The sequence below is a fragment of the Billgrantia hypersalina genome (assembly GCF_052584175.1).
The window spans coordinates 43,678-56,652 of the sequence record NZ_JBMIQI010000006.1 but is presented as its reverse complement, the minus strand read 5'-3'; the positions used below and the strand labels follow the sequence as shown (position 1 = coordinate 56,652).

At 65.2% G+C, this 12,975-nt stretch carries 10 protein-coding genes and 1 pseudogene; 4 read left to right on the top strand and 7 right to left on the bottom strand.

Annotated elements, in window-relative coordinates; all coding sequences use genetic code 11:
- Positions 1 to 8 precede the first annotated feature (8 nt).
- From ACOJCM_RS03710 to ACOJCM_RS03680, 7 genes are all read right to left on the bottom strand, one after another.
- Entirely contained in the window at positions 9 to 2,546 is a 2,538-nt protein-coding gene (locus ACOJCM_RS03710; protein WP_445210717.1) for a heavy metal translocating P-type ATPase, read from the bottom strand.
- A 79-nt stretch (positions 2,547 to 2,625) separates the two neighbouring features.
- Positions 2,626 to 3,270 carry a Spy/CpxP family protein refolding chaperone gene (locus tag ACOJCM_RS03705; RefSeq protein ID WP_445210716.1) on the bottom strand — a complete coding sequence of 215 codons (645 nt, stop codon included), beginning with the start codon at positions 3,268 to 3,270 and terminating at the stop codon, positions 2,626 to 2,628.
- Positions 3,271 to 4,181: 911 nt separating this feature from the next.
- Complete coding sequence (locus ACOJCM_RS03700) at positions 4,182 to 4,910, bottom strand: c-type cytochrome (protein ID WP_445210715.1); 729 nt, start codon at positions 4,908 to 4,910, stop codon at positions 4,182 to 4,184.
- Between the two features lie 501 nt (positions 4,911 to 5,411).
- Positions 5,412 to 6,053 (bottom strand): response regulator transcription factor, encoded by a 642-nt coding sequence (locus ACOJCM_RS03695; protein WP_445210714.1) that lies wholly within the window; start codon positions 6,051 to 6,053, stop codon positions 5,412 to 5,414.
- Entirely contained in the window at positions 6,050 to 7,609 is a 1,560-nt protein-coding gene (locus tag ACOJCM_RS03690; RefSeq protein WP_445210713.1) for a PAS domain-containing sensor histidine kinase, read from the bottom strand. Before ACOJCM_RS03690 ends, ACOJCM_RS03695 begins: the two co-directional genes overlap by 4 nt.
- Complete coding sequence (locus tag ACOJCM_RS03685; protein ID WP_445210712.1) at positions 7,609 to 8,268, bottom strand: 2OG-Fe(II) oxygenase; 660 nt, start codon at positions 8,266 to 8,268, stop codon at positions 7,609 to 7,611. Before ACOJCM_RS03685 ends, ACOJCM_RS03690 begins: the two co-directional genes overlap by 1 nt.
- 45 nt (positions 8,269 to 8,313) lie before the next feature.
- A complete protein-coding gene (locus ACOJCM_RS03680; RefSeq protein ID WP_445210711.1) occupies positions 8,314 to 8,958 on the bottom strand; it encodes a CoA pyrophosphatase in 645 nt (214 codons plus the stop codon).
- 70 nt (positions 8,959 to 9,028) lie between these two features.
- Between ACOJCM_RS03680 and ACOJCM_RS03675 the strand changes: the two genes are divergently transcribed.
- The 4 genes and pseudogenes from ACOJCM_RS03675 to ACOJCM_RS03660 all read left to right on the top strand — a co-directional run bounded on the left by ACOJCM_RS03675 (position 9,029) and on the right by ACOJCM_RS03660 (position 12,971).
- Complete coding sequence (locus tag ACOJCM_RS03675) at positions 9,029 to 9,586, top strand: NUDIX hydrolase (RefSeq protein ID WP_445210710.1); 558 nt, start codon at positions 9,029 to 9,031, stop codon at positions 9,584 to 9,586.
- A 26-nt stretch (positions 9,587 to 9,612) separates the two neighbouring features.
- The gene (locus ACOJCM_RS03670; RefSeq protein WP_445210709.1) at positions 9,613 to 10,566 is read left to right on the top strand and encodes a sugar-binding transcriptional regulator; all 954 of its coding nucleotides are present in this window, start codon (positions 9,613 to 9,615) and stop codon (positions 10,564 to 10,566) included.
- Between the two features lie 142 nt (positions 10,567 to 10,708).
- Positions 10,709 to 12,013 (top strand): ABC transporter substrate-binding protein, encoded by a 1,305-nt coding sequence (locus ACOJCM_RS03665; RefSeq protein ID WP_445210708.1) that lies wholly within the window; start codon positions 10,709 to 10,711, stop codon positions 12,011 to 12,013.
- A 68-nt stretch (positions 12,014 to 12,081) separates the two neighbouring features.
- Positions 12,082 to 12,971: pseudogene (locus tag ACOJCM_RS03660) on the top strand (carbohydrate ABC transporter permease).
- Positions 12,972 to 12,975: the final 4 nt, after the last annotated feature.

The following is a 12,975-nucleotide window of genomic DNA, read 5'->3' as shown; positions in this document are numbered from 1 at the left end:
AGGTCTCCTTAGGCTTGAGCCTGGGCCGATCGGGCTGGAGTGGATGGCTCTCGGCGAGGTTGCTCGCGGGCATAACGCCGCTTGAGTAGCAGCGAGTTGCCGATCACCGAGAGGGAGCTGGTGGTCATGGCGATGACGCCGATCATGGGATGCAGCAGGCCAACGGCGGCAATGGGAATGGCGGCGACGTTGTAGGCGCTGGCCCAGATCAGGTTCTGCACGATCTTGCCGAAGGTGGCGCGGGAGAGCAGCATGGCGTCGACCACGGCGGTGAGCTCGCCGCGTACCAGGGTGACATCCGCCGCCTCGATGGCCACGTCGGCTCCGGCGCCGATGGCAATCCCGACATTGGCCTGCTTCAGCGCCGCGGCGTCGTTGATGCCGTCACCGACCATGGCGACGTGATTACCGTGCTTCTCTTGCAGCTTGCGGATGGCATCGACCTTGCCTTCCGGCAACACGCCGGCCTGGACCTCGTCGATGCCCACCTCCCTGGCCACGGCGCGGGCGGCCCGCTCGTTGTCGCCGGTGATCATCACCACGTGAAGGCCGAGGTCATGCATGCCGCGGATGGCTTCGATGGATTCCTTCTTGAGGGTATCGGCGACCGCCACGATGCCCATGGCCTGTCCGTCGGCGGCAACGATGACAGCGGTACGCCCCTTGCCTTCGAGTTCCTGCATGGCGTCATCAAGCGCTTCCAGCCCCCGAATACCCTCTTCCTCCAGCAATCGACGGTTACCGATCAGCACGTACCTCTCACCGACCTTGCCGGAAACGCCACGGGCGCCGGTGGAGCGAAACTCGCTGACATCGCCAGGCTTGACGCCACGCTCGCCGGCACCCTCCACGATGGCGCGAGCGATGGGGTGCTCCGAGGCGTTCTCGACGCTGGTAGCCAGTTGCAGCAGCTCGCTTTCGTCGATACCTTCCGCGGCAACCACTTCGGTGAGCTTTGGTTGACCCCGGGTAATGGTACCGGTCTTGTCGAGCACGTTGACCTTGACGTCCTTGAAGGTTTGGATTGCCTCGCCGGAGCGGATCAGGATGCCGCGCTCGGCGCCGATACCGGAGCCGACCATCAGGGCCGTCGGGGTGGCCAGCCCCAGGGCACAGGGGCAGGCAAAGACAAGCACGGCAATGGCGGCGATAAGGGCCAGGACCGGTGTGCTAGCGTCGGGATTCACCCAGGGCAGGAATGTCGCGCCCCAGTCCAGGATCGGGCGCAGGGCATCGGGAAACAGCGCCCAGGCAATCAGGCTGGCCAGGGCAATACCCAGCACCGCCGGCACGAAACGTCCAGTCATGCGATCGGCGAACTCCTGGATCGGCACCCGCGAGCCTTGGGCCTGGTCGATCAGGCGCACCACCTGGGAGAGGAACGTATCGCCGCCGACGCGGGTCGCCTTGACCCGCAGTCGCCCTTCCTTGTTGATAGTGGCACCGATCACGCTGTCGCCGCTGCTCTTGTAGACCGGGATCGATTCGCCGGTGGCAATGGATTCGTCGAGATGGCTCTCGCCCTCGACCACCTCGCCGTCGGTGGGGATCTTGTCGCCAGGACGCACGATCATGATGTCGCCCGGCGTCAACTCCTTGATCGGCACCTCGACTTCCTCGCCGTTGCGCTCCACGCGTGCCGTCTTGGCGCCCAGGGTCATCAGGCGACGGATGGCCTGGGAGGCTCGCCCCTTGGCCAGTGCCTCCAGGTAACGGCCCAGCAGGTGGAAGGTCATGATGGTGGCGGCCATCTCGATGAACGAGGTCATAGGGTAGACGAAGCCGATCAGGCCGATCAGGTAGGGCGGCAGGCTACCCATGGAGATCAACACATCCATGTTGAAGGTACCGTTCTTCAGCGAGCGCCAGGTGGATTTATGGGTGGCAATACCGCCGTAGAGGAATACCACTGGAAAGGCGAGCAGGGCGACGATGGCCAGATAGCCCGGGATCGGTTGCCAGAACATGTGCGGCATCATCAGCAGCATGATCAAGGTGGTCGGCACGGCGGCGATGATCAGTCGCTTGCGGGCCTGGGAGAGGTAGGCCTCCTCGATCTCGGCGTCGCTGTCGGTGTCTTCTACCTCGTCGGCCTGTACGGCGGCCACGTCGTAGCCGGCACCTTCCACCGCCCTCTTGAGTGCGTCGCCATCGGGGCCATCGGCAGCAACACTCACCAACACGCGGTGGCTGGCAATGTTGGTGTCGATGGACTCGACACCTTCGAGCCGCTCCAAGGTGCTACGGATAATGCCGGCGCAATGATCTGAACCCATGCCGGGAACTGTCAGGCAAACCTGTTGCTTGCCACTACCGCCACTGACAGCGGCCACATCATAGCCGGCGCCCTCAACGGCATCTTTCAAGGTATCGCCGTCAGGCCCACTTTCGTCGAGGGTTACGCTGACCCGGTGGTTGGCGATATTGGCCTGGATCTCGCCCACGCCATCCAGGCGTTCAAGCGTCTTGCGTACGATGCCGGCACAATGGTCACTGCCCATTCCCGGCACTGTCAGGGTGATCGTTCTTGTCGCAGTGTCGCTCATCGCGTCTCTCCTGCTGGCGGAGCCGAAGGGGCGGCCTCCATGTAGCCGCCCGGCCATTCTGGCGCTTCAAGAAAGCGATTCAGTGATGGGCGTCGTGATCCTCGGGGTCGACGTCGGCGGGTGCCGCCTGGCGGAGCTGCTCGCGCTGCTCATCGGTCATGAGGTCATGCATGGCGTTACGCATGCGTACCATTTCGGCCATCATCTCGCCGTGTAACTCGGCCATCTCGCCATGCAGGGTCTGGACCTCCTCCGGATCGGGGCGTTCGCCATGCATTTCGGCCATCAGGTCATCGCGCAGATTCATCAAGCGGCCCATGCGCTCGAACTGGGCGGGACGGTGCTCCTGCATCAGCTCGCGCATTTCGCTGCGCTGCTCGGGTTCGAGCATCGACATCATGCCCATCCCCTCTCCCATCATTGGGCAGGGCATCATGCCGCCACCCATCATGCCTTTCATCATGCCGGGGCCCATGCCGCCCTGGCCGCCACCCATCATGCCTGGGCCCATGCCGCCCTGGCCGCCACCCATCATGCCTGGGCCCATGCCGCCCTGGCCGCCACCCATCATGCCAGGGCCCATACCGCCTTTGTCGCCGCTCATCATTCCGTCTCCCTGGCCGGGCTCGCTGGCCGTCATGTCCTGGGCGAGTACGGCACCAGTACCGCTGGCAACGAGGGCCAAGGCGAGTCCGAGGGCGAGAGTGTGCTTGCGAATTTTCATGATCATTCTCCTTGCGGGCTAACGGCCCCCTGCAGGGGGCTTTGCCTGGATTCTTCCGGCTATGTGCAACACAGAGGTCAATACCAGTCAGTAACGAAGGCGTAGAAAGCGCTACGCAGGGCTCAGGATCTGAACCGCTGTGTCAGCAGGTAGACGGGAACTGGAGAAGGATTGGGGCGAGCTTGCGGGACGCCGATGCTGGTGGTGATCCGGGGAGCCCGTGGGATTTCGCGCAAGAACTCGTGGACAGCATCGATTTCGATATCCCGCTGTTCTACACGAAGCACGGCACTGGCGGGATCAGGCGCGCCATGGCCGTGGTGGCAGTGAGGAACTTCAGATGGCGAGACAAGCCACTGGGTGGGAGACGCTTCTGTGTGGGAGTGCTCGAGGTTTGTCGAGGGTGCCTGGTTGGCTTGATCCGCAAGGGTACCCGCGTGGGCATGGGCCAGGGGCGCCGCGAGCAGCAGCAACAACAATGCAATCATGGCGCCAAGCCAGAAGGGTAGCCCTTCCTGGCCGGGACTTGCGCTTTGCTTGGGCGCCTTGGGATGCATAGTGTAGGGTCGCTTTTCGGTGCTGTGCTGCCTTTACCCTAGTCCAACTTGACCACCTCACTATTGATGCATATCAAAGGTAGCCCTGACCTGTCTCCGCAGTGTAGCGCGGCAGAGCCATTAGCTGTTTTTGGAGCGGAGGGCCTGGTGAGCCAGGCGAATCGCTTCATGCTGCGCTTTGTACAGAAGCTCATCGATCCGCCGGCTATGGCATGGAAGCGGTGGAGGATATAAGGCATGGGCCATGGCGGTTATGGACCCTTCCAACTTGGATTATGGCGCTATGGACCACTCGCAGCAGGTGACCAGTCGCGCGTCGAAACGAATCGGGCGCCTCTGCGGCGCCCGTAAGAGTCAATGTTCATGCTTCTGGTCGTGGCGATCCTCAATGTCGTCAGCCAGTCCGTGGCGAATGTAATGCACCACCGACCAGATCTCCTCCTCGCTCAGTTTTTTCGCAAAGCGGGGCATGGCGCTGGCATCGTTGCCCTCATGTACGATACGGGCATACTCACCTGCGCTATGGCTCGGCCCATGCAGCGCCAGGTTGGCGGGGCCGGGGTCGAAGATGGCGGCCGCATGCGCCTGGCCGTCGCCCAGCCCCGTCGGGCCATGGCAGGCTGAGCAGAAGCGCTGGTACACCTGCTTGCCCCGGGCCAGAGTGGCGTCATCAAGTGGCAGCGGGTTCTCACCTGAGGTCCATACATCCGATACCGCCCGGGCGCTGGCCGAGCCTCTCTCTCCTCCGTCGTGACTGGCATGGCTAGCACCGGCCTCGCCATGGGTGTGTTCCCGTTCCTCCTGTTCGTGAGGAGAGGATCCCCCGCCTGGATTGCCAGAACCATGATCGTGCACGGCGCGATCCGGCTGACCGCTGCCGTGGTCATGCTCATGGTCATGATCGACTTGCTGCGCATTCTCGTGAGAGGGCGCTTGCGCTGGCCCGGCATGGGCGAGACTGACATGTGGCAGGGTAAGCGCCAGCAATATACCGGCCGCAAGGTGAGCGGCAAAGGAAGGCGAACGGAGCAGGGCGATACTGACCGGACGGCATCGGCCCGGGCGAGAAAAGGTAACGGTCATGGCAATTCCTGATCGGCATGTGGGGCAAGGGTCCGTGGTACCACGTCATTTGCTCGATCAGGCGTTTCTGGGAGGTCGCTCCCTCTTTAGGCAAGGTCGGGCCGGTCGATCCCGCGCCGGGGAGCGCGGGCGTTCGGCCTTTCCCGACAGTGGGAGCCTCGCGGTGAACGGCATGGCGCCGCTCATGCAGTGACTGTTGTCGATGCAGTTCACCTCGCTCTCCAGCGTGTCGGTATGCACGGCCTGATGGCACGTTGCCGACTCGCCGATTTCGAAATGAGAGGCTTGGGTGTCGGCCGGAATAGGAGTAGTGGCCGCGCCGAGGTCGGCGAGCGCTGCAGAGCCTGCCGGAAGCGACAAGGTCAGGCACAGGCTGAGCAGGGCAAGAAGCATTCGATACATGCGTGGCTGCGCTCGCGGGTCTCGATAACTCGACATGATCGATGCCGGCGAGAGGCTGGGCAACACGAAGCCGCGTCCATCGCCAGTGAATCCGACGCTTTACTGATCCCGGTCAGGTAACGCCTCGACCAGCCCCAGCGCTACGCAGAGACGCACCAGTTCGGCCAGGTTGTCGGCGCCGAGTGCCTTCATCGCGCGCAGGCGGTAGACCTCTACGGTCTTGGCGCTGACATCGAGCTGCTCGGCGATCTCGCGGCTGGTCAGGCCTTCCGCCACGTGCACCAGGATCTGCCGCTCCTTGGGGCGCAGGGCGTCGTAGCGCGCGCTAAGGGTAGCGATCCGCTCACTCACGGCCTGCAGCCGTTGATGTTCGGCCAGCGCCTGTTGCACGGCGTCGATCAACTGCTGGTGATTGAAGGGCTTCTCGATGAAGTCGAAGGCGCCGGACTTGAGCGCGGCGACAGCCATGGGCACGTCCCCGTGGCCGGTCATGAAGATCACGGGGGCGGGGTTGCCGCGCTCGTTGAGGCGCTGCTGCACCTGCAAGCCGGAGAGCCCCGGCATGCGCACGTCGAGCAGCACGGCATCGAAGGCGCTCGGGTCGGCCGCGAGGAAGGCCTCGCCGTCAGTAAAGGCAAGAGTGGCCAGGCCCACGGAGTCGAGCAGCCAGGCCAGCGAGTCGCGCAGGGCCTCATCGTCGTCGACCACGGCAATACAGGGGGCGCGAGTAGGCTCGGTCACGGCTGACTCCGGGGCGGCTTGCTGCGGTAGATGGGACTGGGCTCGGCCAGCAGTGTACCGGCAAAAGTGGCGCCCCCGGAACCGGCGGCCAGTTGTAGGCTGCCGCCCATGGCCTCCATCAGCGAGCGGCTGATGGCCAGCCCCATGCCGAGCCCCTCGGGGCGGCCGGAATGGAAGGGCACAAAAATCGCCTGGGCCTCGTCGTGCGTGACGCCGGGGCCCTGGTCGCTGACGCAGAAGGTGACCTCGCGTGGGCCGCTCTGGTGTGCGTGGATTGCCACACGTGCCGCTCCGGGGTGCTCCCGGCTCGCTTCCAGCGCGTTGAGCAGCAGGTTGACCAGCACCTGCTCCAGGGCGACCGGGTCGGCCTGGACGCGTGGTAAGGCTTCCGGCAGCGTAGGGTCGAGCGCGATGCCGGCCTGATGGTACTGCCATTCGCACAGGCGACAGGCGGCGTCCACCACATCAAGCAGGGCAACCGGGCGCGGCCGGGTCTGGCCCTTGCGCACGAAGGTGCGGATGTGGCGCAGCCGCTGTGCCAGGCGCTGGACCTGCTCGTCGATACGCGTGAGCGGCAGCGCCAGGTCGCTGGCGGGGCGGTTCGGGTCGGCACGCAGCTGCATCAGTACGCCACTGGCATAGTTGGCAATGGCGCCCAAGGGCTGGTTGAGTTCATGCGCGATGTTGGAGGCCAGTTCGCCGGTCGTGGCCAGGCGATTGGCGTGGGCAATCTGCTCCTGGTGTTGGCGGGCCTGGGCCTCGGCGGCCTTGCGCAGGCTAATGTCGCGGTTGAGCAGGGAAAGATGGTCGGGTTCGGCGCCGGGGCCGCGATGGGCCAGCACCACGCTGAGCACCGGCACCGGTCCCCTGGGGCTCGGCATCTCCAGCTCGCCGCTCCAGGAGCCGTAGCGGGCCACGGCGGGCAGCACGATGTCGCGCAGAATGGCCAGCGAAGAGGGCGTATAGGCCCGACCGAGCGGCGCATCGAGCCCCTCGCGCGGCAGGCCCAGCAACCGCCTTGCCGCCTCGTTGGAGTAGAACAGCCGCTCGTCGCCGTCGCAGAAGAGCACGTAGTCGGTGGTCGACTCCACCACCCGGGCCAGGCGCTCGCGATTGGCCTCGGCGCGAATGCGCCGCCCCACGTCACGGGAAACGCAGAGTACGTCGAGCAGCTCGCCGGTAGCCGGGTCGCGTCGGGTGCGGCTGGTGGTCTCGAACCATACGTAGTGGCCGTCCTTGGCGCGGAAACGGTAGGTCTGCTGGTAGAAGCCGTCGTGGTAATAGACCCGCGGGGACTTGTTGAGCAGGTCGGCCAGGTCCGAGGGGTGGAACAGGTCGTAGGCCGAGACGCCGATCAGCTCATCGGGCTCGTAGCCGAGCAGCGTGCGGGCGGCCTTCGAGGCGTAGAGGAAGGTGCCATCGCGGGCGTGACGTGAGATCAGGTCGGTGGTGCTCTCCGCCAACCACTGGTAGTGACGCTTCTCCTCATCGAGCTCGGCAATTCTGGCCTCGAGCGCGGCCAGCCGGGCCTGCAGCGCCTCGCTGTCGCTTGCCATCAGCGCGCCGGGTCCACTCGGCCGCCCAGCGAGGCGTTGCGCCGGAACCAGCCGGCGATGCTGGCCCGTGGCAGGCGGGTGGGCAGCACCTCGTGGGGCACGTTTTCGGAGAGAAAGCAGGCAAAGTTGCCGGCTTCGGGGCGCACCCGGGCGACTTCCCGCTCGGGGGCGTCGGCGGCGAAGATCGCCATTTCGCCACCGCCGTCCGCGGGCCACTCGGGATTGAGGTAACCCACCGTGGAAACGACCCGGTTGGCGCGCCCCCGGAAACTGTCCAGGTGTTTCTTGTAGAAGGCGCCGGGGGGGTAGTGAGCGAAGTGCGCCTCATACTCGAACAGCCCCAGGAAGAGCGCCTGGTTCAACTCGCGCTGCACTTCGCCCATGGCCTCCAGGTAGCGGCGCTGGGCCAGGCTCTCGCGGTCGAGCCAGTGGATGGTGTCGCCGCGGATATCGCGGCGCAGCCGATGTTCGTCGCCTCGGCCGATGCCGGCGGCGGCCAGCGCATCGCGTTCGGCCATCTCCATGAGCTCCCGGTGCAGGTCGTGGCAGAGTCCGGCGTCGAGGAAGCCTTCGCCGATGTACCAGCCCTGTTCCACCAGGGCATCGACCAGATGGGGTAGGGCGCTGGCCGTGAAGGCCGGACGAGCGAGAAGCGACATGGGCGAGGGGGGACCTCCGAGGATGGAGACAGTGGGAAAACGGGCTCAGGAGATGCGGGTTTCGGTCTTCGAGCTGCGCAGCAGGCGCTCGGGAAAATAGCATAACCGACCGCTTGCCGGCTCATCGAACAGGCTGATGGGCCGCTCGAACCCCTCGGCCAGCAGTTCCACCAGCATCATCGCAGAGAGCCCCCAGATCACTTGACCCTGAGTGTGGTAGCTGGGCACGTAGTGGGGACGGCCGTTGGCCGGGATCACGTCGGTATGGTGGCGTCGATCCTCCAGGAACAGTTCGAGCGGCACCTCGAAGATGGCATCCAGTTCGGTCGGGTCGGGCGCGAGCGGCAGGTCCGGCGGGATCAGGCCCACGTAGGGTGTGACCAGGATGCCATGCAGCGAGATCACGTCCGACAGGCGGCCGAGCAGCTCGACCCGCTCCGGCGGCAGGGCGATCTCCTCGTGAGACTCGCGCAGGGCGGTGGCCAGCAGGTCGCGATCGGCCTCCTCTCGCTTGCCGCCGGGAAACGCCACCTGACCGCTGTGAGTGTTGAGGTGGCCCGCCCGGCGGGTAAAGAGCAGGGTCGGCTCAGGTCGATCGACGATCGGCATCAGTACCGCCGCCTGGGGCATATCGAGGCGCAGGCGGCGGGGAGTGTGCGCTTGCAGGCGCTGGCGAAGTTTCTCTAACATGGAGTTTCCATCGGGTTTGCTTCCTTCTACCCGGGGGCCTTCGCCGACGTCAAGCCTGCCAGGGAGACCCATGAACTTCTGCAGCCATTGTGGCCAACCCGTGCGCTTCGCGATCCCGGCAGGGGACGATCGACCCCGGTACCTGTGCGACGCCTGCGGCTCGATCCATTACCAGAATCCGCGCATCGTCGCCGGTACCCTGCCGGTGAGCGGTTCGCGCGTCCTGCTCTGCCGCCGGGCGATTGCGCCGCGCAAGGGTTACTGGACCCTGCCCGCGGGGTTCATGGAGAACGCAGAAACCACCATCGAGGCTGCCGCCCGCGAAACCCGCGAGGAGGCCTGTGCCGAGGTCAGCATCCATGGGCTCTACACCCTGATCAACCTGCCGCACATCAATCAGGTCTACATGATCTTTCGCGCCGAACTCGCCGGCGGTTTCTCGGCCGGTCCCGAGAGCCTGGAGGTGGCGCTGTTCGAGGAGCATGAGATCCCCTGGGGCGAGCTGGCCTTTCCCACCATCGAGCGCACCCTGCGCCATTACTATGCCGATCGTGGCAACGACCACTATCCGCTGCACGTCAGCGACATCACCGCCGAGGATCGCGAGCGTTACTTTGGTTCGGCCTGATGGGTCATCGAGAAGGAGCAGGTAGCGTGGACAAGTTCGAGCTGAAACTGGACCAGGCGGCGCGTGCGGCCTGGCTCTCCTATGTGGGGGGCCGTACCCAGGACGAGATTGCCAGCCAGCTCGGCGTGTCGCGCCCTGGCGTTCAGCGGCTGCTGGCCCTGGCGCGCCAGGAGGGGTTGGTCAAGGTGCACATCGACCATCCACTGGCCAACTGCATGGTGATGTCGGATGCCATCCTTCAGCGCTTCGGGCTCGAGTTCTGCGATGTGGTGCCGGCCGACCCGGAGGCGCCGGAGAGCAGCGCCCATTACCTGGCGGTGGCGGGGGCGGAGCGACTGGCTCGGTTGATCGAACGTGTTGAACCCTTGACCCTGTCGCTGGGCACCGGGCGCTCGGTGCGTGCCACGGTGGAGGCGCTGAGCCGCATCGAGCGGCCCCAGCATCGCTTCGTCTCGCTAGTAGGGAATGTCGCACGCGACGGCTCCGCCAACCGCTACGACGGCGTGATGGTACTGGCCGACAAGACCGGCGGCGAGCGCTTCCTGCTGCCGGCGCCGGTGGTGGCGGGCTCGGTGGAGGAGAAGGAGGCCATGCTCGGCCAGCGCCTGTTCCAGGCCATTGTCGAGATTGCCAAGGGCGCAGAAGCGGCCTATATCGGCGTAGGGCGCATCGACCGTCAGGCCACGCTATTTCAGGATCACTTCATCAGCGAAGCCGAGCTCGACGAGCTGCTCTCGCGCAGAGCCGTCGGCGAGCTGCTCGGCTGGCCTCTCGACGAGACCGGTCAGGTGATCGACTGCTCCATTACTCGTCGCGTCACCAGCCTGCCGCTCGAGATGTTTCGCGACCAGACCCTGGTGGCGTTGGCCGGCGGGCGCGACAAGGGACCGGCCATCCTAGCCGCCTTGCGCGGCGGCTGGCTCAAGGGGCTCGTCACCGACGAGAGCGCCGCACGCTTCATCCTCGAAAGGAACGGCTAGCCTAAAGTCTAAAGAAGTCGGCTTTGCCTTTTGTTGCTTCGTATCCGATCATTTGATCGTGCAATGATTAAATGATCAGAACAGCGTCTCCGGCTATCAACAACAATGCCCTTTGGGGCCACCCAGCACACAGGAGCCCGACATGAAGCTCGCCCACGCCTTTCCCTTGACCGTCCTGGCCGCCGCCTTCGCCAGCGCGGCTCAGGCCGAGACCATCACCGTTGCGACGGTCAACAACAACGACATGGTGATCATGCAGAGCCTGACCGAGTCTTTCGAGGAGGCTCATCCTGACATCGAGGTCAACTGGGTGGTGCTCGAGGAGAATGTGCTGCGCCAGCGCCTGACCACCGATATCGCCACTGAAGGTGGCCAGTTCGACGTCATGACCATCGGCACCTACGAGGCACCGATCTGGGCCGAGCGCGGCTGGTTGGTCGCGCTCGACGACCTGCCCGAGGGGTATCGGGAGGACGACCTGCTCAAGCCGGTACGCGACGGTCTCTCACACGACGGCCAGCTCTATGCGCTGCCGTTCTATGCCGAGAGTTCGATGCTCTACTACCGTACCGACCTGTTCGAGGAGGCCGGTATCGAAATGCCCGAGCAGCCGAGCTGGGAGGAGGTGCGCGACTGGGCCGCCGAGCTACACGACCCCGACAACCAGTTGGCCGGTATCTGCCTGCGTGGCAAGCCGGGTTGGGGCGAAAACATGGCATTCGTCTCGACCTTGGTGAATACCTTCGGCGGGCGCTGGTTCGACGAGGAGTGGAATCCAGAGCTCGATTCACCGGCCTGGCAGGAGGCGATCGGTTTCTACGTCGACCTGCTCGGCAACTACGGTCCACCGGGCGCCAGCTCCAACGGCTTCAACGAGAACCTGGCCCTGTTCTCGCGCGGCAACTGCGCCATGTGGGTCGACGCCACCTCGGCGGCGGGCAAGCTCTACAATCCGGCCGAGTCGCAGGTGGCCGATCGCCTCGGCTTCGCTCCGGCGCCGGTGGCCGAGACACCCAAGGGGGCGCACTGGCTGTGGTCGTGGGCACTGGCGATTCCCGCTTCCTCGGAGAAGCAGGAAGCCGCCCAGACCTTCCTGACCTGGGCCACCTCGCGGGAGTACATCGAACTGGTGGGCGAGAGCGAAGGCTGGACCAGCGTGCCGCCGGGCACCCGGGAATCGACCTACGAGAACGAGCGGTATCAGGAGGAGGCACCCTTCGCCGGCTTCGTGCTCGATGCGATCAACAGCGCCGACCCCACCGACTCGACGCTGGAGCCGAATCCCTATGTCGGCGTGCAATTCGTTGGCATTCCCGAGTTCCAGTCGATCGGCACCCAGGTGGGCCAGACCATCGCCTCGGCGCTGACCGGCGATACCACCGTCGAGCAGGCGCTGCAGAACGCCCAGCGTGCCACCGAACGCACCATGCAGCGCGCCGGCTACTGATCCGGCGCACTTGCCTTGCCGCCGAAGCCCGGCCTCGGCGGCCAATCCCAACGTGACGGGGTGATGTCATGAGCAAGACACGTGCCTCCGGGCGAACCGTCGGTGGGCTGCGCTCCCTGTCGTTGCAGGCCCCCGCGGTCACGCTGCTGCTGCTGTGGATGCTGGTCCCGCTGGGCATGACCGTATGGTTCTCGCTGCAGCGCTATAACCTGCTGATGCCCGGCATGGAAGGTTTCGCCGGCCTGGAGAATTACGAGTACCTGTTCACCGACCCCGCGCTGTGGCGCGCCATGGGCAACACCTTGTTGCTGGTGGGTTCGGTGCTGGCGATCACAGTGGGTGGCGGGGTGCTGCTCGCCGTGCTGTTCCAGCAGGAGTTCCCGGCCGCGGCATCGCCCGGGTACTGGCCATCTCGCCGTTCTTCGTCATGCCCACGGTGAGTGCGCTGGTGTGGAAGAACATGATGATGCACCCCTCCAACGGCGTGCTGGCATGGCTCGCCGGGGTGTTCGGCCTGCCGGCGGTGGATTGGTTCTCGGCACTGCCGCTGACCTCGATCATTATTGTCGTGGCGTGGCAGTGGCTGCCGTTCGCCCTGCTGATACTGCTCACCGCCATGCAGTCACTCGACGAGGATCAGGTCGAAGCGGCACGCATGGATGGGGCGGGGCCGCTGGCCATCTTTTTCTACATCACCCTGCCGCACCTCAAGCGCGCCATCAGCGTGGTGATCATGATCGAGATGATCTTCCTGTTGACGATCTTTGCCGAGATCTACGTTACCACCTCCGGTGGGCCGGGGCTCGCCACCACCAACCTGGCCTTCCTGATCTACATCCAGGCACTGCTCGACTTCGACGTCGGCCTGGCCTCCGCCGGCGGGGTGGTCGCCATCATCCTGGCCAACATCGTCGCCATCTTCCTGGTCCGTCTGGTGGCCAGGAACCTGGAACATTGAGGCC

Excerpts from the sequence above, each read along its gene's own strand:
- ACOJCM_RS03680 (WP_445210711.1), bottom strand. The coding sequence starts at position 8,958 with ATGTTAGAGAAACTTCGCCAGCGCCTGCAAGCGCACACTCCCCGCCGC.
- ACOJCM_RS03710 (WP_445210717.1), bottom strand. The coding sequence starts at position 2,546 with ATGAGCGACACTGCGACAAGAACGATCACCCTGACAGTGCCGGGAATG.
- ACOJCM_RS03685 (WP_445210712.1), bottom strand. The coding sequence starts at position 8,268 with ATGTCGCTTCTCGCTCGTCCGGCCTTCACGGCCAGCGCCCTACCCCAT.
- ACOJCM_RS03690 (WP_445210713.1), bottom strand. The coding sequence starts at position 7,609 with ATGGCAAGCGACAGCGAGGCGCTGCAGGCCCGGCTGGCCGCGCTCGAG.
- ACOJCM_RS03665 (WP_445210708.1), top strand. The coding sequence starts at position 10,709 with ATGAAGCTCGCCCACGCCTTTCCCTTGACCGTCCTGGCCGCCGCCTTC.
- ACOJCM_RS03705 (WP_445210716.1), bottom strand. The coding sequence starts at position 3,270 with ATGAAAATTCGCAAGCACACTCTCGCCCTCGGACTCGCCTTGGCCCTC.
- ACOJCM_RS03700 (WP_445210715.1), bottom strand. The coding sequence starts at position 4,910 with ATGACCGTTACCTTTTCTCGCCCGGGCCGATGCCGTCCGGTCAGTATC.
- ACOJCM_RS03675 (WP_445210710.1), top strand. The coding sequence starts at position 9,029 with ATGAACTTCTGCAGCCATTGTGGCCAACCCGTGCGCTTCGCGATCCCG.